The 21,633-nt window shown below is 70.9% G+C and carries 22 protein-coding genes; 7 read left to right on the top strand and 15 right to left on the bottom strand.

What is annotated here, in order from left to right; translation table 11 throughout:
• The first annotated feature begins 116 nt into the window (after window positions 1-116).
• The 5 genes from ACFYZA_RS38670 to ACFYZA_RS38650 all read left to right on the top strand — a co-directional run bounded on the left by ACFYZA_RS38670 (window position 117) and on the right by ACFYZA_RS38650 (window position 5,280).
• Window positions 117-998 (top strand): carbohydrate ABC transporter permease, encoded by an 882-nt coding sequence (locus tag ACFYZA_RS38670; RefSeq protein ID WP_388494935.1) that lies wholly within the window; start codon window positions 117-119, stop codon window positions 996-998.
• Complete coding sequence (locus ACFYZA_RS38665) at window positions 995-1,834, top strand: carbohydrate ABC transporter permease (RefSeq protein ID WP_388494922.1); 840 nt, start codon at window positions 995-997, stop codon at window positions 1,832-1,834. The genes ACFYZA_RS38670 and ACFYZA_RS38665 overlap by 4 nt, the downstream gene beginning before the upstream one ends.
• Window positions 1,834-3,144 carry an ABC transporter substrate-binding protein gene (locus ACFYZA_RS38660; RefSeq protein ID WP_388494921.1) on the top strand — a complete coding sequence of 437 codons (1,311 nt, stop codon included), beginning with the start codon at window positions 1,834-1,836 and terminating at the stop codon, window positions 3,142-3,144. The genes ACFYZA_RS38665 and ACFYZA_RS38660 overlap by 1 nt, the downstream gene beginning before the upstream one ends.
• Window positions 3,145-3,427: 283 nt before the next feature.
• Window positions 3,428-4,633, top strand: a complete 1,206-nt coding sequence (locus ACFYZA_RS38655; RefSeq protein ID WP_388494920.1) for a S8 family serine peptidase — start codon at window positions 3,428-3,430, stop codon at window positions 4,631-4,633.
• A 77-nt stretch (window positions 4,634-4,710) separates the two neighbouring features.
• A complete protein-coding gene (locus ACFYZA_RS38650) occupies window positions 4,711-5,280 on the top strand; it encodes a DUF1697 domain-containing protein (RefSeq protein WP_382590640.1) in 570 nt (189 codons plus the stop codon).
• On the opposite strand, the gene ACFYZA_RS38645 is transcribed toward ACFYZA_RS38650, so the two are convergent.
• Complete coding sequence (locus ACFYZA_RS38645; protein ID WP_388494919.1) at window positions 5,268-6,119, bottom strand: aldo/keto reductase; 852 nt, start codon at window positions 6,117-6,119, stop codon at window positions 5,268-5,270. The two genes, ACFYZA_RS38650 and ACFYZA_RS38645, sit on opposite strands and share 13 nt — an antisense overlap.
• Before the next feature lie 123 nt (window positions 6,120-6,242).
• Between ACFYZA_RS38645 and ACFYZA_RS38640 the strand changes: the two genes are divergently transcribed.
• On the top strand, window positions 6,243-6,875 hold the full coding sequence (locus tag ACFYZA_RS38640) for a DsbA family protein (RefSeq protein ID WP_382590637.1): 633 nt from the start codon (window positions 6,243-6,245) through the stop codon (window positions 6,873-6,875).
• A 48-nt stretch (window positions 6,876-6,923) separates the two neighbouring features.
• On the opposite strand, the gene ACFYZA_RS38635 is transcribed toward ACFYZA_RS38640, so the two are convergent.
• From ACFYZA_RS38635 to ACFYZA_RS38570, 14 genes are all read right to left on the bottom strand, one after another.
• A complete protein-coding gene (locus ACFYZA_RS38635; protein ID WP_382590634.1) occupies window positions 6,924-7,664 on the bottom strand; it encodes a sirohydrochlorin chelatase in 741 nt (246 codons plus the stop codon).
• A 7-nt stretch (window positions 7,665-7,671) separates the two neighbouring features.
• Window positions 7,672-8,577, bottom strand: coding sequence for an ABC transporter permease (locus tag ACFYZA_RS38630; RefSeq protein WP_388494918.1), 906 nt, complete (start codon window positions 8,575-8,577; stop codon window positions 7,672-7,674).
• On the bottom strand, window positions 8,564-9,358 hold the full coding sequence (locus ACFYZA_RS38625; RefSeq protein WP_382590628.1) for an ABC transporter ATP-binding protein: 795 nt from the start codon (window positions 9,356-9,358) through the stop codon (window positions 8,564-8,566). The genes ACFYZA_RS38630 and ACFYZA_RS38625 overlap by 14 nt, the downstream gene beginning before the upstream one ends.
• Before the next feature lie 45 nt (window positions 9,359-9,403).
• Entirely contained in the window at window positions 9,404-10,516 is a 1,113-nt protein-coding gene (locus tag ACFYZA_RS38620) for an ABC transporter substrate-binding protein (protein ID WP_382590625.1), read from the bottom strand.
• Window positions 10,517-10,761: 245 nt separating this feature from the next.
• The gene (locus tag ACFYZA_RS38615) at window positions 10,762-12,111 is read right to left on the bottom strand and encodes a sulfate adenylyltransferase subunit 1 (protein WP_388494917.1); all 1,350 of its coding nucleotides are present in this window, start codon (window positions 12,109-12,111) and stop codon (window positions 10,762-10,764) included.
• A 1-nt stretch (window position 12,112) separates the two neighbouring features.
• Window positions 12,113-13,048 carry a sulfate adenylyltransferase subunit CysD gene (cysD, locus tag ACFYZA_RS38610; protein ID WP_167152672.1) on the bottom strand — a complete coding sequence of 312 codons (936 nt, stop codon included), beginning with the start codon at window positions 13,046-13,048 and terminating at the stop codon, window positions 12,113-12,115.
• Window positions 13,045-13,590: an adenylyl-sulfate kinase gene (gene cysC / locus ACFYZA_RS38605; protein WP_382590619.1), complete on the bottom strand. Its 546-nt coding sequence runs from the start codon at window positions 13,588-13,590 to the stop codon at window positions 13,045-13,047. The genes cysD and cysC overlap by 4 nt, the downstream gene beginning before the upstream one ends.
• Before the next feature lie 32 nt (window positions 13,591-13,622).
• Window positions 13,623-14,393 carry a phosphoadenylyl-sulfate reductase gene (locus ACFYZA_RS38600; RefSeq protein WP_382590616.1) on the bottom strand — a complete coding sequence of 257 codons (771 nt, stop codon included), beginning with the start codon at window positions 14,391-14,393 and terminating at the stop codon, window positions 13,623-13,625.
• Window positions 14,390-14,569 carry a hypothetical protein gene (locus tag ACFYZA_RS38595; RefSeq protein WP_382590613.1) on the bottom strand — a complete coding sequence of 60 codons (180 nt, stop codon included), beginning with the start codon at window positions 14,567-14,569 and terminating at the stop codon, window positions 14,390-14,392. The genes ACFYZA_RS38600 and ACFYZA_RS38595 overlap by 4 nt, the downstream gene beginning before the upstream one ends.
• Window positions 14,566-16,263, bottom strand: a complete 1,698-nt coding sequence (locus ACFYZA_RS38590; RefSeq protein ID WP_382590610.1) for a nitrite/sulfite reductase — start codon at window positions 16,261-16,263, stop codon at window positions 14,566-14,568. Before ACFYZA_RS38590 ends, ACFYZA_RS38595 begins: the two co-directional genes overlap by 4 nt.
• Before the next feature lie 113 nt (window positions 16,264-16,376).
• Window positions 16,377-16,460, bottom strand: coding sequence for a putative leader peptide (locus ACFYZA_RS38585; protein WP_310591794.1), 84 nt, complete (start codon window positions 16,458-16,460; stop codon window positions 16,377-16,379).
• 92 nt (window positions 16,461-16,552) lie between these two features.
• On the bottom strand, window positions 16,553-17,119 hold the full coding sequence (locus ACFYZA_RS38580; RefSeq protein ID WP_388494916.1) for a GNAT family N-acetyltransferase: 567 nt from the start codon (window positions 17,117-17,119) through the stop codon (window positions 16,553-16,555).
• Between the two features lie 43 nt (window positions 17,120-17,162).
• Window positions 17,163-18,416 (bottom strand): GAF domain-containing protein, encoded by a 1,254-nt coding sequence (locus ACFYZA_RS38575; RefSeq protein ID WP_382590730.1) that lies wholly within the window; start codon window positions 18,414-18,416, stop codon window positions 17,163-17,165.
• 331 nt (window positions 18,417-18,747) lie between these two features.
• Complete coding sequence (locus ACFYZA_RS38570) at window positions 18,748-20,394, bottom strand: acyl-CoA dehydrogenase family protein (RefSeq protein WP_382590604.1); 1,647 nt, start codon at window positions 20,392-20,394, stop codon at window positions 18,748-18,750.
• Between the two features lie 17 nt (window positions 20,395-20,411).
• On the opposite strand from ACFYZA_RS38570, the gene ACFYZA_RS38565 reads away from it, so the two are divergent.
• Window positions 20,412-21,617 (top strand): YihY/virulence factor BrkB family protein, encoded by a 1,206-nt coding sequence (locus ACFYZA_RS38565; RefSeq protein WP_382590601.1) that lies wholly within the window; start codon window positions 20,412-20,414, stop codon window positions 21,615-21,617.
• The last annotated feature ends 16 nt before the right edge of the window (window positions 21,618-21,633 follow it).

The raw sequence follows: 21,633 nt of genomic DNA, 5'->3' as shown, positions 1-21,633 counted from the left end.
AGCACGATGACGGGGGCTGTTCGGCATTACTGGACAAAGGGGTCGAAAAGGTGGCATCGACGACCGCGAGTGCCCGGTCAGCCACCAGAAAACCGACGAACAGACGCACCACGGACATGGGCGGGAACGGGCAGGGCGGCGGCGCCTGGTTCCTGGTGCTCCCGGCGCTCCTGCCCATTCTGGTGCTCAGCGTGGGCCCCCTGCTCTACGGCATCGCGCTGGCCTTCACCGACTCCCAGTCCGGCCGCACCTCCGCCACCCGGTGGGTGGGGCTGCTCAACTTCCGCGATCTGGCGCACGACGGGCTGTTCTGGGAGTCGTTCCGGATCGGGCTGCTGTGGGCGGTCGGCGTCACGGTGCCCCAGTTCCTGCTGGCCCTCGGCCTCGCCCTGCTCCTGAACCAGAAGCTCCGGCTGCGCTGGCTGGCCCGGGCGCTCGCGATCATCCCCTGGGCCATGCCCGAGGTCGTGGTCGGCATCATGTGGCGCCTCGTCTACCAGCCGGACGCGGGCATCCTGAACGAGACGATGCGCACCCTGGGCCTCGGCGGCGGCCACGACTGGCTGACCGGGCTCACGACCGCGCTGCCCGCCGTGATCCTCGTCGGCGTCTGGGCCGGCATGCCCCAGACGACGGTGGCCCTCCTCGCCGGACTGCAGAACACCCCGCGCGAACTGCACGAGGCCGCCGCCATCGACGGCGCGGGCGCCTGGCGCCGGTTCCGCGCCGTCACCTGGCCCGCCCTGAAACCGGTGGCCCTCGCCATCACGGCGCTCAACTTCATCTGGAACTTCAATTCCTTCGCCCTGGTCTACGTCCTGACCAACGGGGGCCCGGGCGGCCGCACCCGGCTCCCGATGCTCTTCGCCTACGAAGAGGCCTTCCGCTACGGCCAGTTCGGGTACGCGGCGGCGATGGGCTGTGTGATGGTCGCCGTGATCGCCGTCTGCCTCGCCCTCTTCCTGGCGGGCCGCCTGGGCGAAGGGAGGGACAGGTGAGCGCCCGCACAAGGGCGTTGGCGCGGTCCGGACAGTACCTCGCGCTCCTCGCCTACCTCGTCTTCCTCGCCTTCCCCTTCCTCTGGCTGATCTCCACCGCCTTCAAGTCGCCGCGCGAACTGGGCTCGCTCCACCCGACCTGGATCCCACGCCACCCCACACTGGACAACTTCCGTCAGGCCTTCGACGAACAGCCCTTGCTGCACGCCGGGTTGAACAGCCTGATCGCGGCCTCCGCCGCCGCCGTGATCGCGGTACTGATCGCCACGCCGATGGCGTACGTCATGGCCCGGGGGAGGGGCCGGCTCGCGGCCGCCGCCACCGGCTGGGTGGTGATCAGTCAGGCCTTCCCCTTCGTGCTGCTGATCATCCCGCTCTTCCTGGTCCTCAAGAACCTGCACGCGATCAACTCGGTGGGCGGTCTCGTCATGGTGTACGTGGTCTGGTCACTGCCGTTCGCGCTCTGGATGCTGAACGGGTACGTACGCGCCGTGCCCGCCGAACTGGAGGAGGCCGCCGCCGTCGACGGCGCGGGACGCCTGCGCACCCTCGTCTCGGTCACCGCGCCCCTGCTGGCCCCCGGCATCGTGGCCACCGCGCTCTTCGCCTTCATCACGGCGTGGAACGAGTTCTTCTTCGCGCTCGTCCTGCTCAAGACCCCCGAGAAACAGACCCTGCCCGTCGTCCTCACCCACTTCCTCGGCGCGGAGGGAGTCGCCGACCTCGGCCCCCTGGCCGCTGCCGCCTTCCTCGCCACCCTGCCCTCCCTGGTGATCTTCGCGATCATCCAGAAGCGGATCACCGGCGGCATGCTGACCGGGGCGGTGAAGAGCTGATGCGGGACCGCGAACACGGCCTGTGCGGCCGGGCGTTCGGCGTGGTGGCGGCGCTGGGGCTGCTGCTGGGCTTGCTCACCGGATGCTCCGGCGGCGGCTCGGACGCCCCGGGAGTGGTCAGGCTCCGCTTCCAGTCCCTGGCCTGGCAGAAGGAGTCCGTGGACGCCACCAAGGCCCTCGTCAAGGAGTGGAACGCGGCGCATCCCGCCATCCAGGTCCAGTACGTACAGGGCAGTTGGGACACCGTGCACGACCAGCTGCTCACCGCCTTCGAGGGCGGCGAGGCGCCGGACGTCATCCACGACGCCTCCGACGACCTGGCCGACTTCGCCTACGGCGGCTACCTCGCGGACCTGAACGGTCTGCTGCCGTCGCGGCTCAAGGCGGACATCCCGGCGCAGAGCTGGCAGACGGCCACCTTCGGAAAGGGGGTGTACGGGGTGCCGTTCCTCCAGGAGCCGAGGGTGCTGATCGCCAACGCGAAGGTCCTCAAGGCCTCCGGGGCCCGCATCCCCACCCCCGAACAGCCCTGGACCTGGGCCGAGTTCAGACAGGTGACGAAGAAGCTGAGCGGAGACGGGAAGTACGGGGTGGCCTGGCCGCTGAAGGAGCCGGTCTCGGTGACGCTCAACCTGGGCCTCTCCGCGGGCGGCCGGCTCTTCGCTCGGGACGCCGATGGCAGGGCGAAGGTGGAGTTCACGGCGGGCGACGCGGTCGTCCCCGACACCATCGCGGCCCAGGTCAACACCGACCGGAGCGCGGCGCGCGCCACCCTCGGGATGGGCGGCTCGGACACGCTGCCCGGCTTCTTCGGCGGCAAGTACGCGATGGTGCCGCTCGGGTTCTCCTACCGCCAGCAGATCGTGCGGCAGGCGCCGCCCGGCTTCGAGTGGACGGTGCTGCCCGCCCCGGCGGGCAGTGCGGGCCTGGACCAGGGGGTCAGCCCGCAGACCCTCTCGGTCGCCCAGGACAGCCCGCACAAGAAGGAGGCCGCCGAGTTCGTCGACTTCCTGCTGCGCCCCGCGAACATGGTGCGCCTGGCCGAGGGTGACTGGATGCTGCCCACGGGGACGGAGGCTCTCAAGGACCCGGCCCTGCACACGGCCAAGGACGGCTGGGCGACGGGAGCGGCGCTCGCCCCGCATCTGCGCTCGGCTCCCGCGCAGTCGGTACGGGGCTACCCGGAGTGGAAGGACAAGATCGCCACCCCCGCCCTCCAGGAGTACTACAGCGGGGCGATCGACGCGGCCGGGCTGAGGAAGCGCCTGGTCCAGGACGGGAACCGGGTGCTCGCGCGCTATCAGCGCTGAGGGTGCGGACGGCACTCGCGGGCCTTCAACCCCCTTGTCCATGAGGTGACTTGAGGGGGCCGGGGGTGGGCCGGGTTCACACAGAGTGTCCACCGGCCCTCCATAAAGCCCGAGTTGTCGGCACCTGGCCGGGTTTCGCATTACGAAACCTTGTTGGCTAAGTCACAGCCGTATGAAGTCCTTGATCTGCGCGCGTCAATCGGCAAGGGTTTCGAACCAGCCCCGGAAAGTTTCCTTCCGGTAGGCAAACCCCCCACAAATAGTGACGAGGAGACCCCTCTTCATGGCAACTCACAAGCGCTCGCGCAGGACCAAGCTCACCGCGGGCATAGCCGCCGTCGTGGCGACGGCCGGACTCACCACGCTGGGTTCCTCGTTCGCCGGGGCCGCTCCCGCCGAAGGCCCGGTCTACGGGCTCGACGCCAAGGACGCGGTCGACGGAAGCTACATCGTCCTGCTCGACAAGTCGGCCACGGCCGACTCCAAGCGCAAGCTCGCCGAGGAATACGGCGGCAAGCTCCAGCGCGACTACTCCTCATCCCTCAACGGCTTCTCCGCCAGCGGGCTCTCGCAGACCGAGGCCAAGCGCCTGGCGGCAGACCCGTCCGTCGGCACGGTCGTACAGAACAAGAAGTTCCACATCAACGCGGAGCAGGCGAACCCGCCGTCCTGGGGCCTGGACCGGATCGACCAGTCCGCCACCGCGGGCGACGGCAAGTACACCTACCCGGAGAGTGCGGGCGACGGCGTCACCGCGTATGTGATCGACACCGGAGTCCGCATCTCGCACAAGGACTTCGGCGGCCGGGCCTCCTACGGCTTCAACGCGGTCGACAACAACGACAAGGCCGACGACGGCAACGGCCACGGCACGCACGTCGCGGGCACCATCGCGGGTGCCGAGCACGGCGTGGCCAAGAAGGCGAAGATCGTCGCCGTGCGGGTGCTCGACAACCAGGGTTCCGGCAGCACCGACCAGGTCGTCGCCGGCGTCGACTGGGTCACCAAGAACCACAAGGGCCCCTCCGTCGCCAACCTGAGCCTCGGCGGGACCGCCGACCCGGCGCTCGACGCGGCCGTGCGGAAGGCGATCGCCTCCGGGGTCACCTTCGGTGTGGCGGCCGGCAACGAGTCCGCGGACGCGGGCAACGGCTCGCCCTCCCGCGTCAAGGAGGCCATCACCGTCGCCTCCTCGACCAAGGACGACCAGCAGTCCGACTTCTCCAACTTCGGTTCCGTGGTGGACCTTTACGCCCCCGGTTCGGACATCACCTCCGACTGGAACACCAGCGACACGGCCACCAACACCATCTCCGGCACGTCCATGGCGACCCCCCACGTCGTCGGCGCGGCGGCGGTCTATCTGGCGGGGCACAAGGACGCGACCCCCGCCCAGGTCTCCGACGCCCTCACCCAGGGCGCCACGGCCGACAAGATCTCCAACGCGAGTCCGGGCACCCCGAACAAGCTGCTGAAGGTCGTCGAGTAGACACCACCCGGCAGCACTGAGCGACGGCCTCCGCGCCCGTCCCCCACGGGGCGCGGGGGCCGTCCTACTGTGGGCCCATGACGACGACGTACGCCGCTCTGCTGCGCGGCATCAATGTGGGCGGGAAAAAGAAAGTTCCCATGGCCGAGCTCCGAAAGCTCCTGGAAGGGCTGGGCCACGGCCAGGTGAAGACGTACCTCAACAGCGGCAACGCCGTCTTCACCAGCGCATCCGGCGACCAGGACGCGATCGCGGCGGGCCTTGAGGCCGCCATCGAGAAGCACTTCGGCTTCGGCGTCGACTGCATGGTGCGCGGCGGACCCTATCTGCGGTCCGTCCTGGACGCGTGCCCCTTCCCGGCCGAGGAACTGGCCGGCAAGCAGCTGCACGCCACCTTCTTCTCCGGCCCGCCCGTCACCGCCGAGCGCTTCGCCTCCCTCGACCCGGCCGCCTACCTCCCCGAGGAGTTCCGGCTCGGCGACCAGGTGCTCTATCTGTACGCGCCCGAGGGCCTCGGCACGTCACAGCTCGCCGCCGCCCTCTCCCGGCCCGCCCTGCTGAAGGGCATCAGCGCGACCTCCCGCAACTGGAACACCGTCAAGGCGCTGGTCGAGCTGACGGAGGCGGCCGGGGCTCAGGGCGCCTGAAGGGCGTCGAGCGCCTTCGACTCCTGCTCCGACAGCGTGACGTGAGCCGCGGCGAGGTTCTCGTCCAGGTGGCTGACCGAGCCGGTGCCGGGCGTCGGGCACAGCACGGGGGAGCGGTGCAGCAGCCAGGCGAGGGCGATCTGCCCCCGGCTCGCACCCCGCTGTCGTGCGATCGCGTCGAGCGCGGCTGCCGCGTCCCCGGTGAGAGCGCCGTTCGCCAGCGGGAACCAGGGCAGGAACGCCAGGCCGTGCGCCTCGCAGAGGCCGAGGACCGCCTCCGAACCCCGGTCCAGGAGGTTGAAGCGGTTCTGCACGGAGGCGATACGGGTCAGCGCGAGCGCCGAGGCCAGCTGCCGGGCCGTGACGCTGTCGAGGCCGATGTGCCGGATCTTGCCCTCGTGCCTCAACTCATCCAGCGCGCCCAGCTGTTCGGCCATCGGCACGTCGGGGTCGAGGCGGTGCAGCTGATACAGGTCGATGGTCTCCACCCGCAGCCGGCGCAGGCTCGCCTCGCACATCGCCCGGAGTCGTTCGGGCCGGCCCGCGATGTGCCAGGCGCGGTCGCTGGTGCGCACGACACCGCCCTTGGTGGCGATCACCAGGTCGGCCGGGTAGGGGTGGAGGGCCTCGGCGACGAGCTCCTCGGCCAGGTCCGGGCCGTAGTTGTCGGCGGTGTCGATCAACGTGACGCCCCGCCCCACGGCCCGGCGCAGCACGGCGAGCGCGTCCGACCGCTCGCCGCGCGGGCCCCAGTAGCCCGGGCCGGTGAGCTGTGCGGTGCCGAAGCCGAGCCGTCGCAGGGGGCGGTCCCCGCCCAGGAGGAAGGTCTCAGTGATCATGCCGGGACGGTATCGGAGGGGTTCGGGGTCCTTCCGGCGGGGCGGGGCGGGATGAAAGTGGCCCGCATTGTCGTGGGTGCAATGGCCCATGTGCGGGGGCCAATGGCGGGCTAGGGTCGGGGCATGAACGACATCGCGACAGCTTCCGTGCGGCCCGCCACCGTCGACTTCTACTTCGACCCAGCCTGCCCCTTCGCCTGGATCACCTCCCGCTGGATGCTGGAGGTCGAGCAACACCGGGACATCGAGCTGAGATTCCGGCCGATGAGCCTGTACCTGCACAACGTCGGCAATGAACTGCCCGACTGGTACAGGGACTTGGTCGACCGCTCCATCGGGCCCGTCCGGGTCGCGGTCGCGGCGGCCGAGGCGCACGGGGAGGGTGTGCTGCGCGACCTCTACACCGCCTTCGGCACCCGCATCCACCAGGACAAGAACCAGGACTTCGACGAGGTGATCGCCCAGTCCCTCGCGGAGCTCGGTCTCCCGGCCGGACTCGCCGGGGCGGCTCACGACCCGGCGTACGACGAGGCCGTGCGGCGCAGCCACGACGCGGGCAAGGACCCGGCAGAGGACGGGTACGTCGGCACCCCGACCATGCACCTGGACGGCAAGGTCTACTTCGGCCCCGTGCTCAGCTCGATCCCGCGCGGCGAGGAGGCGGCCCGGCTCTTCGACAGCGTGCGGACGATCGCGGCGTACCCGGACTTCTTCGAGCTGAAGCGGACTCGGACGGGGTCCCTCCGCTTCGACTGACCCCCGGCGGGGGCCGTGCTCCCGGCACCCTGGCGGGGGCCGCGCCCCCTACGCGGACAGGGCCGGCACCCCGCCCCCTACCCGCGCCTCGTCGTAGCGGAGCAGTAGCAGGCTCGCCAACTCCGGCGCCGCGCCCAGTACTTCGGACAGGGTGTCCGCTTCCTCGGCGCCCCGGGCTATGCGGTCGGGGAGGAAGCCGGGGGCTATGACGTAGGGGGCCACGGCCACGCGGTGCACGCCCTCGGATCTCAGGGCGCGCACCGCGTCCTCGGTGCGGGGCAGTGCCGCGGAGGCGAACGCAGGTCGCACGGCGCACCAACCGGTGTGCCGCAGCTCCCGCGCGATTTCAGCGATCACTGCGATCGCCTCCGGGTCGGTGGAGCCCGCCGAGGCCAGGACGACCCCGGTCGAGCTTTTGTCGGCCGGGCTCAGGCCCGCCTCGTACAGCCGTCGCTCCAGTGCGGCGAGCAGTAGGGGCGAGGGGCCGAGGACGTCGGCGAGACGGATGTTCAGGCGGGCCGGGGCCCGGCCGAGGGCCGCCGGGATGTCGGCCTTCGCGTGGAACGCGCGGGTCAGGAGGAGGGGGAGGGCCACGACGTCCCGGATGCCTTCGAGGGCGAGACGGTCCAGGGCCTCGGGGACCGAGGGGGCGTTGAAGTCCAGGTACGCGGTCTCCACGCGCAGCCCCGGACGCAGCGCCCGGGCCCGCCGCACCAGGGCGCTTACGGTCGCGGCGTGGCGCGGGTCGCGGCTGCCGTGGGCTATGACGAGGAGGACCGGGCGGTGCACGGGCGGCTCAACCCTTCACGAGCAGACCGCGGCCGCGCAGCACCCTGCGCTCCAGCGGGCTGAAGATCAGCAGGTCGATGGCGATGCCCACGATGAGGATCAGGAAGATCGCGAGGAAGATGCCGGGCATGTCGGAGTTGTTGCGGCCGTTCTCCAGCAACTGGCCGAGCCCGAGGCCCAGATCGGGCGAGGAGGCGATGATCTCGGCGGCCATCAGGGAGCGCCAGGAGAACGCCCAGCCCTGCTTGAGGCCCGCGAGGTAACCGGGCAGCGCGGCCGGCATCAGGATGTGCCAGGCACCCCGCACCCCGGTCGCGCCGAGCGTGCGGCCGGCCCGCAGATACAGCGGCGGAACCTGGTCGACGCCGGAGACCAGGCCGTTGGCGATGGAGGGGACCGCGCCGAGCAGGATCACGGCGTACATCATCGAGTCGTTGAGGCCCAGCCACAGCACGGCCGGCGGCACCCAGGCCACCGACGGCAGCGACTGGAGGCCGGACAGGATCGGGCCGATGGCCGCCCGCACGAACTTGACCCGGGCCACGAGCAGACCGAGCGGGGTGCCGATGGCCAGGGCGAGCAGGAAGCCGAGCAGTCCGCGCGAGACGCTGGTCCACACCACGTCGAGCAGGGTGCCCTGGAGCCACATGTCGGTCAGGCTCGACCACACCGCGGACGGCGCGGGCAGCTTGTACTCGTCGGTGACCTTCGCCCAGACCAGGACCTGCCACACCACGAGGACGAGGGCGACCGCGGTCAGCGGCGGCAGGACCTTCTTGACCAGCACCTCGCGCACCGGGGTGCGGTGGGACTGCACGGTCTCGAGCGCGTCGAGGCCCGCTTCGAGGCTGCCGAGCCCGGGGGAGTCCTCGACGGGGGTGGTCTCGACGTCAGTGGTCTCAGTGCTGGCCATGGCGGCGGATCTCCCCACGCAGTTGTTCAGTGATCTCGACGGACAGCTCCGCCACTTCGGCGTCCTCGATGCGGCGCGGCTGCTCGATGTCCACCGTCCACTCGTGGGCGACCCGGCCGGGCCGCGAGGAGAGCAGCACCACGCGCTGGGCGAGCCGGACCGCCTCGCGCACGTTGTGGGTCACGAACAGCACCGACAGGTTGGTCTCGCGCCAGATGCGGGTCAGCTCGTCGTGCAGGACGTCGCGGGTGATCGCGTCCAGGGCGGCGAACGGCTCGTCCATCAGCAGGAGTTGGGAGTCCTGGGCGATCGCGCGGGCCATCGCGACGCGCTGGCGCATACCGCCCGACAGCTCGTGCACGCGTTTGCCGTACGCGCCCTCCAGGCGGACCAGGGACAGGAGTTCCTCGGCCCGGTCGCGCCGGTCGTTCTTGGTCACCCCGCGCAGCCGCAGGGCGAGTTCGATGTTCTTGCCCGCGGTCAGCCACGGGAACAGGGCGTGCTCCTGGAACATCAGGGCAGGGCGCCCGCCGGGCGTCTCGATGGCGCCCGCGGTCGGCGCGTCGAGCCCCGCGACCAGGTTGAGCAGCGTCGATTTTCCGCAGCCGGAGGCGCCCAGGAGGGTGACGAACTCGCCCGGTGCGACATCGAGCGTGATGTCGTCGAGGACGAGCTGCGGTCCCGCGGGACCGTCGAAGGACTTCGAGACGTGCTCGATGCGGGCGGCGTACGCGTGCTCCGCCGCCGTGCGGTCCGTGGCCTTGGCGAGTGCGGTGGCCATGGTCGTCACCTCCTGGGAAACCTGTGAACCGGCCGGGTGGGTGGACTACTTGACGCCGAGACCGGCGTCGCCGACCTCAGGCTTGCCCAGGGACTTGAGGACCTTGTTGAGCGGAGCCAGGTCGTAGATGCCGCTCAGGTCGGGCTTCTTGAGGAGACCGGCCTTCACCGCGTGGTCGGCCTGCGCCTGCAGGGTGGCCGCCAGCGGGTCGTCCAGGGTCTTGATGGACTTCCACGCCGGGTCGATGATGTCCGCGGGAAGCGCCTTGCCGGACAGCTTCTTGAGCGCCTCGTTGGCCGAGGCCTTCGCCTGGTCGGGGTGGGCCGAGATCCAGTCGTTGGTCTTCACCGAGCCGCGAAGGACCGCCTCGACGACGTCGGGGTGCTCCTTGAGGAACTTCTGCGACACGATGATGTTGGTGATCACGAACTGCTTGTCCGGCCACAGGTCGGACTCGTCGAGCAGCACCTTGCCGCCCTCGGACACCAGCTTGGACGCGGTCGGCTCGGGCACCCAGGCGCCGTCGATCGAGCCGGACTTGAAGGCGTCCGGGGTGATCTTGTTGTCGGTGCGGACCACGTTGACGTCGCCCTTGCCGCTCTGCGCGTCGACCTTCCAGCCCTTGTCGGCGATCCAGTTGAGGAACGCCACGTCCTGGGTGTTGCCGAGCTGCGGCGTCGCTATGTTCTTGCCCTTGAGGTCGTCGAGCGACTTGATCTTGTCGGGCTTGACCACGAGCTTCACGCCGCCGGACGCGGAGCCGCCGATGATGCGCAGGCTCTGGCCCTTGGACTTGGTGTAGCCGTTGATGGCCGGCGAGGGGCCGATCCAGCCGATGTCGATCGAGCCCGCGTTGAGGGCCTCGATCTCGGAGGGACCCGCGTTGAAGGTGGCCGTCTTGACGGCCGTGCCGCCCAGCTCCTTCTGGAAGAGCCCCTCCTGGACGCCGACCAGCGGCGTGGCGTGGGTCAGGTTCGGGAAGTAGCCGATCTTCACGGAGTCGGCCGAGAGCTTCTTGCCGTTGGCGGCGGGCGTGGCGTTCCCGGCGTCGCTCTTGTCGGCGGACGAGCCGTAGCCGCACGCGGCGAGCGCGCCGAACAGCAGCGGCAGGGTGGTGGCGGCGACGAGGCTGCGCCTCAAGGTGGAGCTGGCAGGCACGGGAGGGTGTCCTCTCGGAGGCCCGGTGCTTACGTCCGGAGTCTCAACTCCGGGACGCGGCCGGGAAGTCGGCAGGTCTTCGGCGGAACAGGCGGTTCTGGTGGTGCTGGTGGTGCAGCCGGGCGCGCGAGCGGTGCGCGTACGTCATCGCGCACATCGCGCCACCCCGCCCTGGCCGCTGCCGAGGGAGCCGCTGCCCACGCGGCCGCCCTCCTTCGCGAAGGTCGAATAGACGTCGTGGGTCATCAGAAGTCCCAGCCTTCTTCGTCCTCGACCGTGGTGAGGACCTTGTGGGTGGCGAACGACTCGCCCGCCATGCCGGCGGCGAGCGTGGTGCCGTCCGCCGGGTCGATCAGGAGGAAGGATCCGGTGCGCCGGGACTCGGCGTAGGAGTCGAGCGCCAGCGGCTCGGCGGTGCGCACCTTGACCCGGCCGATGTCGTTGGCGACGAGCTGGCCCGGGTGGGGGTGCTGGGAGAGGTCGTCCAGGGTGAGCCGGGACTCGATCTCCTTGACGATCGCCTTGACCGTGCGGGTGGTGTGCTTGAGCAGCACCCGCTGACCCACCGTCAGGGGCTGGTCGGCCACGTGGCAGACGGTCGCCTCGACGTCCTGGGTGGTGGGGGGAGCGTCCCCGCTCGGCACGATCAGATCGCCGCGCGAGATGTCGATGTCGTCCGCCAGGAGGAGCGTGACGGACTGCGGGGTCCAGGCGACGTCGACGGACTCGCCGAGCAGGTCGATCCCCGCCACCGTGCTCGTGCGCCCCGACGGAAGCACCGTCACCGGCTCGCCGACCCGGAACGTACCGGCCGCGATCTGGCCCGCGTAGCCCCGGTAGTCGGGGAGTTCGGCGGTCTGCGGCCGGATCACGTACTGCACCGGAAGGCGCGCGTGGCACGAGGTCAGGTCGTGGCTGACCGGGACCGTCTCCAGGTGCTCGAGGACGGTGGGGCCGCCGTACCAGTCCATGTTGGCGCTGGGCTCCACCACGTTGTCGCCGGCCAGCGCCGAGATCGGGATGGCGGTGATCTCAGGCACGCCCAACTCGCTGGCGTACGCGGTGAATTCCTCGGCGATCGAGGCGAAGACCTTCTCCTCGTACGCCACCAGGTCCATCTTGTTGACGGCCAGGACCACGTGCGGCACGCGCAGCAGGGCGGCGACCGCGGCGTGCCGGCGGGTCTGCTCGATGACGCCGTTGCGGGCGTCGACCAGGACCACGGCGAGGTCGGCGGTGGAGGCGCCGGTCACCATGTTGCGGGTGTACTGCACGTGCCCCGGGGTGTCGGCCAGGATGAACCGGCGCCGGGGGGTCGCGAAGTAGCGGTACGCCACGTCGATGGTGATGCCCTGCTCGCGCTCGGCCCGCAGGCCGTCGGTGAGCAGCGCGAGGTCGGGGGCTTCCTGGCCGCGCTTGAGCGAGGCCGCCTCGACGGCCTCCAGCTGGTCGGTCAGGACCGACTTGGAGTCGTGCAGGAGCCGGCCCACCAGGGTGGACTTGCCGTCGTCGACGGACCCGGCGGTCGCGAAGCGCAGCAGGGTGGTGGCCGAGAGATCGGCCAACTGCACTGCTGTATCAACGGAGTTGGACATTCTAGAAGTACCCCTCGCGCTTGCGGTCTTCCATCGCGGCCTCGGACATCTTGTCGTCGGCTCGGGTGGCGCCCCGCTCGGTGAGCCTCGATGCGGCGATCTCGGTGATGACGGCGTCCAGCGTCGTCGCGTCGGAGTCGACGGCGCCGGTGCAGGACATGTCACCGACCGTGCGGTAGCGCACCAGACGCGTCTCGACGCTCTCGTCGGCCTTGGGGCCGCCCCACTCGCCGGCGGTCAGCCACATGCCGGACCGCTTGAACACCTCGCGTTCGTGCGCGAAGTAGATCTGGGGCAGGTCGATGTCCTCGCGGGCGATGTACTGCCACACGTCCAGCTCGGTCCAGTTGGACAGCGGGAACACCCGGACGTGCTCGCCGGGGGCGTGCCGGCCGTTGTAGAGCTGCCACAGCTCGGGGCGCTGACGGCGCGGGTCCCACTGCGAGAACTCGTCCCGCAGCGAGAACACCCGCTCCTTGGCGCGGGCCTTCTCCTCGTCGCGCCGGCCGCCGCCGAACACCGCGTCGAAGCGGTGCTCCTGGATGGCCTCGGTCAGCGGGAGGGTCTGGAGCGGGTTGCGGGTCCCGTCCGGGCGCTCGCGCAGCTTGCCCGCGTCGATGTAGTCCTGCACCGAGGCGACGTGCAGCCGGAGTCCGTGCTCGGCCACCACCCGGTCGCGGTAGGCGAGGACCTCGGGGAAGTTGTGCCCGGTGTCGACGTGCAGGAGCGTGAACGGAACGGCGGCCGGGGCGAACGCCTTCAGGGCCAGGTGCAGCATGACGATGGAGTCCTTGCCGCCGGAGAACAGGATCACCGGCCGCTCGAACTCACCCGCCACCTCGCGGAAGATGTGCACCGCCTCGGACTCCAGGGCGTCCAGGTGGCTGAGCGCGTACGGGCTGTCGATGCCCTCGCCCGCAGTGATTGCCGAGGTCATGCCAGGCCCCTCTCGGTGAGCAGCGCGAAGAGCGCGGCCGCGGATTCCCGCACGGTCTGGGTGTGCGACTCGATGCGCAGATCGGGTGACTCCGGCGCCTCGTACGGGTCGTCGACGCCGGTCAGGCCGCTGATCTCGCCGGCCGCCTGCTTGGCGTAGAGGCCCTTCACATCGCGGACGGAGCAGACCTCCACGGGAGTCGCGACATGCACCTCCAGATAGGCGGTGCCCTCGCTCTGGTGACGCTTGCGCACCGCCTCGCGGCTGTCTGCGTACGGGGCGATCACCGGGACCAGGGCCTTCACGCCGTTGGCGGCGAGCAGTTCGGCGACGAAGCCGATCCGCTGCACGTTGGTGTGCCGGTCCTCGCGGCTGAAGCCGAGGCCCGCCGAGAGGAACTCGCGGATCTCGTCGCCGTCGAGCACCTCCACCCGGTGCCCGGCCGCGCGCAGTCGGCCCGCGAGCTCATAGGCGATGGTGGTCTTGCCGGCGCTCGGCAGACCGGTCAGCCAGATGGTGGCTCCCGCCTCCGTCACGCTCATCGGGGTCTCCTGATCGTTCTTCTGACGGTCCGTCATCCGTGCAGCCCGCACTCGGTCTTGTTGCGCCCGGCCCAGCGTCCGGCCCGCGCGTCCTCGCCCTCGGCTACCCGACGGGTGCAGGGGGCGCAGCCGATGGAGGGGTAGCCGTCCATGAGGAGGAGGTTGGTGATCACGCCGTGCTCGGCGACGTAGGCGTCCACGTCGTCCTGCGTCCAGCGGGCGATCGGCGACACCTTGACCTTCTGGCGCTTCTCGTCCCAGCCGACGACCGGGGTGTTCGCCCGGGTCGGGGACTCGTCGCGGCGCAGCCCGGTGGCCCAGGCGGCGTACGAACCGAGGCCGTCCTCAAGGGGCTTGACCTTGCGCAGCGCGCAGCACAGGTCGGGGTCGCGGTCGTGCAGCTTCGGGCCGTACTCGGCGTCCTGTTCGGCGACGGTCTGGCGCGGGGTGAGGGTGATGACGTTGACGTCCATCACCTCGGCGACGGCGTCCCGGGTGCCGATGGTCTCGGGGAAGTGGTAGCCGGTGTCGAGGAACACCACGTCCACGCCGGGCATCGCACGCGAGGCGAGGTGGGCGACGACCGCGTCCTCCATGGAGGAGGTCACGCAGAAGCGCTCGCCGAAGGTGTCGGCGGCCCAGCGCAGGATCTCCAGGGGAGAGGCCTCTTCGAGGTCCCGGCCCGCCTGCTCGGCGAGTTCCCTGAGCTCCTCGGCGGTGCGCCCGCCCGGGTCCCGGTCCGCCTGCCCGGCGAGCGCCGCGCGCTCCCGGGCGGTACCGGTGCCGGTCTGAGTGGCCGTCATATCGCTTCCCCTCCACGGTCGTTGCGCTGAACGCCACGGGCGAGCAGCCCGAGGAACTTCAGCTGGAAGGCCCGGTTGCACGCCGCGCACTCCCAGGCGCCGTGACCGGTCTCGTTGGGCCGCAGGTCCTCGTCGCCGCAGTACGGGCAGTAGAAGGGGGCCGCGCGCTCGCTCATGACAGGGCCTCCTCGTCGGCACGCGCCGCCCAGGTGGCGAAGCGCTCGCCCTCGGCGCGCTCCGCCTGGAAGCGCCCGAGCACCCGCTCGACGTAGTCGGGCAGCTCGGCCGAGGTGACCTTCAGGCCGCGGACCTTGCGGCCGAAGCCGGCCTCCAGGCCGAGCGCGCCGCCCAGGTGCACCTGGAAGCCCTCGACCTGGTTGCCCTCGCCGTCCAGGACCAGCTGGCCCTTGAGGCCGATGTCGGCGACCTGGATGCGGGCGCAGGAGTTGGGGCAGCCGTTGATGTTGATGGTGATCGGCTCGTCGAACTCCGGCAGGCGGCGCTCCAGTTCGTCGATGAGCGAGGCGCCGCGCGCCTTGGTCTCGACGATGGCGAGCTTGCAGAACTCGATGCCGGTGCAGGCCATCGTGCCGCGCCTGAACGGGGAGGCGTTGACCTTGAGGCCGAGCGCCTCCAGGCCGGCCACGAGCGAGTCGACGCGGCCCTCCTCGATGTCGAGCACGATCAGCTTCTGCTCGGCGGTGGTGCGCAGGCGTCCCGATCCGTGCGTCTCGGCGAGTTCGGCGATCTTGCTCAGGGTCGCGCCGTCCACGCGGCCCACGCGGGGCGCGAAGCCGATGTAGAAGCGGCCGTCGGTCTGGCGGTGCACCCCGAGGTGGTCGCGCCACACCTCCTTGGGCAGTTCGGGCGCGGGCCCGTCGACCAGCTTCCGCTCGAGGTACTCGTCCTCCAGGACCTGGCGGAACTTCTCCGCGCCCCAGTCGGCGACCAGGAACTTCAGCCGGGCGCGGGTGCGCAGCCGGCGGTAGCCGTAGTCACGGAAGATCGAGATGACGCCCTCGTACACGTCGGGCACCTCGTCGAGGGGCACCCAGGCGCCGAGCCGCACGCCGAGCTTGGGGTTGGTGGACAGTCCGCCGCCGACCCACAGGTCGAAGCCGGGGCCGTGCTCGGGGTGTTCGACACCGACGAAGGCGATGTCGTTGATCTCGTGCGCGACGTCCAGCTGCGGCGATCCGGAGACCGCGCTCTTGAACTTGCGGGGCAGGTTGGAGAAGGCCGGGTTGCCGATGTAGCGGCGCTGGATCTCGTCGATCGCCGGGGAGCCGTCGATGATCTCGTCCGCGGCGATCCCGGCGACCGGCGAGCCGAGGATGACGCGCGGGGTGTCGCCGCAGGCCTCGGTGGTGGACAGGCCGACGGCTTCGAGGCGGTTCCAGATCTCCGGGACGTCCTCGATGCGGATCCAGTGGTACTGGATGTTCTGCCGGTCGGTGAGGTCGGCGGTGCCGCGCGCGAACTCCTGCGAGATCTCGCCGATCACCCGCAGCTGCTCGGTGGTCAGGCGGCCGCCGTCGATGCGGACGCGCAGCATGAAGTACTCGTCGTCCAGCTCCTCCGGCTCCAGGATCGCCGTCTTGCCGCCGTCGATGCCCTGGCGGCGCTGGGTGTAGAGGCCCCACCAGCGCATCCGGCCGCGCAGGTCGTTGGGGTCGATGGAGGCGAAGCCGCGCTTGGAGTAGATCGTCTCAATGCGTGTCCGCACATTGAGACCGTCGTCGTCCTTCTTGAACTGCTCGTTCCCGTTGAGCGGCGTGAAGTGGCCGACGGCCCACTGGCCTTCACCACGGTGGCGGCCCGGCTTGCGGCGGGGCGTCGTGGGGGCAGGGTTTTCCGGGCTGGCGGCCATGGCGTATGTCCTTCGGGACTGCGGGTGGGCGGCTCTGACCTGCACACTCGCGCTTCGGCGCGGCGGTGCGCAGTCAGGACAGAGGGGAGAGAATCGCGGCGTGGCTGGAGGCGTCAGCGTGCCGGACAGATGGCGCTGGACATGCGGCCGAGGTCGACGTGCCGCCGACTCACCAAGGCAATTCCAGTTCCAGACATGACGGAAGCGTGTCACGGGACTTTAGACCCAGTCCACCACTATCCAGAATGTGGACATAGCTGTCCCGCATCGTAAGACTCTGTGGTCCGGGTCACTGGACCGCGCCCGGCCAGGGTCCCGGCGTGGGCACCTCTTCGGCCTGCTCCTCCTTGGTGTCGAAGAGCTTGAAGCCGCGCCGCAGATAGTTGTCCATGGCGTGCTCGCCGTCCAGCGAGCAGGTGTGCACCCACACCCGCTCGGTGGGGGGAAGCTCCGGCCACCTCTCGGCCAGATCCCAGGCCCGCCGCAGCCCGTACGTCAGGAGGTGGCCGCCGATGCGCCGGCCCCGGAAGGCGGGGATCAGACCGAAGTAGACGATCTCGACCGAGCCGCCGGGCTGGGCCTCCAGCTCGACGTAACCGGCGGGCGTGCCCCGCTCGTAGGCCACCCAGGTCTCGGTGCCGGGCTTGTCCAGGGTCCGCTGCCACTCGGCGCGGCTCCAGCCGAGGCGGTCGAGCCAGGTGATGTCGCCGCCGACCGCCGTATAGAGGAAGCGGCTGAACTCCGGCGAGGGGATCCCGGCGCGCGCGATCGTGATGTCACCCTCGGGTTCCGCGCCGGGGCGCAGATCGGCGGGGGAGGTCTGTTCCAGGGACCAGGTGGTCACGGTGATGCTCATGGACGTCAGGCAATCATGCGCGCCGCGCTGCCTCCAACGCAGGTCAGGCGAGCTCGCCCCGGGCCGCCGCGATCGCCGGGGAAAGCGAGTGGGGGAGCAGGTCCGCCGGATGGCCGGGCCGGACGACCTCCACTCGTACGTCCTCGCTGAAGCGGTACGGGCGGTGGGCGAGGACCTCCGCGAGATGGCGGCGCAGGCGGGACATCTCGGCCCGTACGGTCACCGTGCGCGTCGGGTCCTCGAAGATGTCCTGGGCGAGCTGGGCCGCGCTGCGGCCCTCCCGGTTCAGGGCGAGCACGAAGAGCAGCTCGGCGTGGCGGGGGCTGAGCTCCTGCGTCCAGTCGCCCGCGTCTCCCGAGACGGTCACCGCGCAGCGCCGGGGCCTGGAGAGGTCGAGCACGACCCGCCGGGCGGCCGAGGGACCGGGCCCGGCCGCCTCGTCGGCGACCCGCACGAGGCGGCCGCCGGGCAGGGGCTCGATGGTGCACATGCCGAGCGAGGGCAGCCAGACCCGGCCCGTGCGCCGGGCCTTCGGCAGGGCGAGCCGGTCGGTGGGCGGCATGCCGGTGACCGCGGCGACCCAGCCGTCGTCGTCGACGGCGAGGGCCCGGCCGCCCACCCGGCACAGCACCGGGGCGGCCACCGTGCGCAGCCGCTCCAGGGCGGCGAAGTGCCGGCCGCGCAGCTCGGCCGCGGCGAGCCGGGCCACCGAGGTGACGAAGGAGAGCGTCGCCGGGTGCATGGTGCTGAGCGGCCCGCTGATGTCCACCACGCCGAGCAGCCGCCCGTCGCGCGGGTCGACGACCGGCGCGCCCGCACAGGTCCAGGTGTGGTGGGCGGCCACGAAGTGCTCGGCCGAGTACACCTGCACCGGACGCCCGGTGACGAGCGGGGTGCCCACCCCGTTGGTGCCGGCGGCCGTCTCGCTCCAGTCCGCGCCGACCTCGAACCCCAGGGTGTCGGCGAGCCTCAGGACGGAGGGATGGCCCTCGCGCCACAGCAGCCGGCCCTCGGTGTCCGAGACGACCATGATGTGCTGGGCCGCGTCCGCGACCGACACCAGCGCGTCCCGCAGCACCGGCAGGACCTCCGCCAACGGCGAGTGCCGCCTGCGCCGTTCGACCTCGGACAGCGGCAGCAGGCCCGCGTGGTTGTCCCCGTCCGGGTCGAGGCCGCTGCGCAGCGCGCGCCGCCAGGACTCCCCGATCTCCGTGCGCGGTACGACCTTCGAGCTCCGGCCCGCGAGCGCGGCCGCGCGTACGCCCTTCAGGAGCCGGGTCGCCTCCTGGGCGTCCATGGCGGCGAGCCGGGCCACGTCCAGCGTGGTGGTGTGCACGGAATCCTCCTGCCGTCGACACCGGTGCCCGGCGGAGCCGAGCCCGGATGTCCTGAATTCATCGTGCCCGCCCGGTAGTTGGCGTGCGGCGATATGCCCCACATGGTTGCAACCCTTTGCAACTCTCGCGAACGGCCGTGCGTGTGTACGAAGGTGGCAGCGCACCGGAAGTCCGGTCGTCATGCTCCGTCCTCGGACGCATGAGAGTGCGGGGGTGGTGCCGTGTCGGCGCAGCACCACCCCCGACGGACCGCCCGGGGCGCCGCTTTTCGGCCGCGCCACGGGCCACCGCTCACACCTCGACGCGGGCCCGCTCCACCACGGACGCCAGATCGAGCGAGGACGGCAGCGTCCCGAACGCCGCCCCCCAGTCGCCGCCGAGCCGCGAGGCGCAGAACGCGTCCGCGACCTCCGGCGGCGCCCAGCGCACCAGCAGCGAGCCCTGGAGCACGAGCGCCATCCGCTCCACCAGGCGCCGCGCCCGCCCCTCGATGCCGTCCAGGTCGGCGAGTTCGGTCAGCAGGTTCTTGATCGCCCCGTCGAGCCGGTGGTCCGCGCCGCGCGCCTTGCCGACCTCCTGGAGGAAGGCGTTGATGGCCCCCGGTTCACGCTGGAGCGCCCGCAGCACGTCCAGGGCCTGGACGTTGCCCGAGCCCTCCCAGATCGAGTTCAGCGGCGCCTCCCGCAGCAGCCGCGGCATCCCGGACTCCTCGACGTACCCGTTGCCGCCGAGGCATTCGAGGGCCTCGCCCGCCACCGGCGTACACCGCTTGGTGACCCAGTACTTGGCGGCCGGCACCGCGAGCCGCAGGAACGCGCGCTCCTCCTCGGTGTCGGCGTCGTAGGCGGCCGCGAGGCGCAGCGCGAGCGTGGTCGCTGCCTCCGACTCCAGGGCCAGATCGGCCAGGACGTTGCGCATGAGCGGCTTCTCGATGAGCAACCCGCCGAACGCGCTGCGGTAGGAGGCGTGGTGGACCGCCTGGGTCACGGCCTGCCGCATGAGCGCGGCCGAACCGATGACGCAGTCGAGGCGGGTCGCGGCCACCATCTCGATGATGGTGCGCACCCCGCGGCCCTCCTCGCCGACCCGGCGCGCCCACGTCCCGTCGAACTCGACCTCGCTGGAGGCGTTCGACTTGTTGCCCAGCTTGTCCTTGAGCCGCTGGATCGCGAACGCGTTGCGGGTGCCGTCGGCCAGCACGCGCGGCACCAGGAAGCAGGTGAGGCTGTCCTTCTTGGAAGGGGATGCCTGGGCGAGCACCAGGAACCCGTCGCTCATCGGCGCCGAGCAGAACCACTTGTGCCCGGTCAGGACGTACTCGCCGTCGGCGCCGAGGGGCGTCGCGAACGTGGTGTTGGCCCGTACGTCGCTGCCGCCCTGCTTCTCCGTCATGCCCATGCCGAAGATGACGCCGCCCTTCTCGGCGGCGGGCCGCAGCCCCTGCTCGTACACGTGCGAGGTGAGCCGCGGCTCCCACTCGGCGGCCAGCGCCGGATCGGTGCGCAGCGCGGGAACGGCCGCGTGCGTCATGGAGACCGGGCAGCCGTGCCCGCCCTCCGCCTGCGTCCACACCAGGAACCCGGCGGCCCGGCGGACATGCCCGGCGGGCCGTCCCCAGGCGTCGGTGAGCCCGGAGGAGACGGCCTTGCCGAGCAGCCGGTGCCAGCTCGGATGGAACTCGACCTCGTCGATCCGGTTGCCGTAACGGTCGTGGGTGCGCAGCTTCGGCGGGTTCTCGTTCGCCAGCACACCCCACTCCTGGGCCTGGGCCGATCCCGCCGACTGTCCGAGGCCCGCGAGCTCCTCCTGGACACCGTCGAGAAGCTCCGGCGCTACGTGCCGCTCGACCGCCTCGCCAAGGGCCCGGTCGGCGGTGAAGACGTCGTACCCGACCAGGGGCGGAGCCTGGTTGGTCACTGTGTGGGTGGTGGCTGCCATGCCGATACGGTAAGGACGTGCAGCCAGCAAATGAAACACCCGAGCGGACATCCGGCCGCCTTCATCGGGCCCGCGTCCTCTACCGGAACGTCTCCAAGCGGAAATTGGGCTGGCTGCTCCTCAAGGACACCGTCAACTCCTGTGTGGAGTACCGGATCCTGGGCCTGGCCGCCGAGGCCGCGTTCTTCACGCTGCTCTCGCTGCCTCCGCTGCTGCTCAGTGTCATCGCGCTGCTCGGCTACGTGGACGGCTGGACCAGCACCCACACCGTCGCCAGCATCGAGCAGAACATCCTGAACGCGGCCGGAACCGTGCTGTCCGACCGGGGTGTGCACGAGTTCGCGCAGCCGCTCCTCGACGACGTCACCAAGGGCAAACGCCCGGAAATCGTCTCCATCGGCTTCGCCATCGCCCTGTGGTCGGGCTCGCGCGCCGTCAACGTCTTCATCGACACCATCACCGTGATGTACGGGCTCGACGGGCACCGCGGCATCGTGAAGACCCGGGCGCTCTCGCTGGTGCTCTACGTCGTCGCGCTGCTGATCGGCGCGGTCGTGCTGCCGCTCGCGGTGGTCGGCCCGGACCGGGTGGTGGAGTGGATCCCCTGGGGCACGGACGTGATCAGCTTCCTGTACTGGCCGACCATGATCCTGCTGTCGATCGCCTTCCTCACCACCCTCTTCCACGTATCGGTGCCGGTCCGCTCGCCGTGGATCGAGGACGTGCCGGGCGCGCTCGTGGCCCTGGCGATGTGGGTGCTCGGCTCGTTCCTGCTGCGGATCTACCTGACCAGCACGGTGGAGGGCCCCACCATCTACGGCTCGCTCGCCGCGCCCATCGCGGTGCTGCTGTGGATCGGCATCTCCGCGTTCGCGGTCCTGGTCGGCGCGGCCGTCAACGCCGCCATCGACCGGGTGTGGCCCTCGGTGGCCACGGCCGCCGCCCGCGAGGCCGGCGAGCGGGTGAAGGCCGCGCAGGCCGCGCAGATCGTGGCCCGCTCCCAGCCGACGCAGGCGATGCTCTTCGACGGCACGGAGGACGGGGACGAGGCGGGCGACCCCGGGATGCCGTCCGAATTCCCCGAGCGCTGGTCGAAGTTCCTGCCCCCCGAGGACGTGAAGTCCCGGCTGCACGCCGTGCGCAAGCACGAGGAGAAGCCGTCGGGCAAGTCGTCGGAGAAGCCCCCGCGCGGCCAGGAGAAGTCCCCGCGCGACCACGACTGACCGGCGGGGTCCGAAG

Origin of the sequence: Streptomyces sp. NPDC001828 (genome assembly GCF_042892175.1) — a bacterium.
In the GTDB taxonomy this organism is placed as follows: domain Bacteria; phylum Actinomycetota; class Actinomycetes; order Streptomycetales; family Streptomycetaceae; genus Streptomyces.
The sequence above is the reverse complement of the archived record's forward strand: the minus strand, read 5'-3'. Positions and strand labels throughout refer to the sequence as shown.

Coding starts and splice junctions, on each gene's coding strand:
- ACFYZA_RS38585 (WP_310591794.1), bottom strand. CDS start 16,460: ATGTCTGGAACTGGAATTGCCTTGGTGAGTCGGCGGCACGTCGACCTC.
- cysD (WP_167152672.1), bottom strand. CDS start 13,048: ATGACCTCGGCAATCACTGCGGGCGAGGGCATCGACAGCCCGTACGCG.
- ACFYZA_RS38580 (WP_388494916.1), bottom strand. CDS start 17,119: ATGAGCATCACCGTGACCACCTGGTCCCTGGAACAGACCTCCCCCGCC.
- ACFYZA_RS38660 (WP_388494921.1), top strand. CDS start 1,834: ATGCGGGACCGCGAACACGGCCTGTGCGGCCGGGCGTTCGGCGTGGTG.
- ACFYZA_RS38600 (WP_382590616.1), bottom strand. CDS start 14,393: ATGACGGCCACTCAGACCGGCACCGGTACCGCCCGGGAGCGCGCGGCG.
- ACFYZA_RS38645 (WP_388494919.1), bottom strand. CDS start 6,119: ATGATCACTGAGACCTTCCTCCTGGGCGGGGACCGCCCCCTGCGACGG.
- ACFYZA_RS38590 (WP_382590610.1), bottom strand. CDS start 16,263: ATGGCCGCCAGCCCGGAAAACCCTGCCCCCACGACGCCCCGCCGCAAG.
- ACFYZA_RS38655 (WP_388494920.1), top strand. CDS start 3,428: ATGGCAACTCACAAGCGCTCGCGCAGGACCAAGCTCACCGCGGGCATA.
- ACFYZA_RS38670 (WP_388494935.1), top strand. CDS start 117: ATGGGCGGGAACGGGCAGGGCGGCGGCGCCTGGTTCCTGGTGCTCCCG.
- ACFYZA_RS38615 (WP_388494917.1), bottom strand. CDS start 12,111: ATGTCCAACTCCGTTGATACAGCAGTGCAGTTGGCCGATCTCTCGGCC.
- ACFYZA_RS38630 (WP_388494918.1), bottom strand. CDS start 8,577: ATGGCCAGCACTGAGACCACTGACGTCGAGACCACCCCCGTCGAGGAC.
- ACFYZA_RS38625 (WP_382590628.1), bottom strand. CDS start 9,358: ATGGCCACCGCACTCGCCAAGGCCACGGACCGCACGGCGGCGGAGCAC.
- ACFYZA_RS38570 (WP_382590604.1), bottom strand. CDS start 20,394: ATGGCAGCCACCACCCACACAGTGACCAACCAGGCTCCGCCCCTGGTC.
- ACFYZA_RS38575 (WP_382590730.1), bottom strand. CDS start 18,416: ATGGACGCCCAGGAGGCGACCCGGCTCCTGAAGGGCGTACGCGCGGCC.
- cysC (WP_382590619.1), bottom strand. CDS start 13,590: ATGAGCGTGACGGAGGCGGGAGCCACCATCTGGCTGACCGGTCTGCCG.
- ACFYZA_RS38595 (WP_382590613.1), bottom strand. CDS start 14,569: ATGAGCGAGCGCGCGGCCCCCTTCTACTGCCCGTACTGCGGCGACGAG.
- ACFYZA_RS38650 (WP_382590640.1), top strand. CDS start 4,711: ATGACGACGACGTACGCCGCTCTGCTGCGCGGCATCAATGTGGGCGGG.
- ACFYZA_RS38640 (WP_382590637.1), top strand. CDS start 6,243: ATGAACGACATCGCGACAGCTTCCGTGCGGCCCGCCACCGTCGACTTC.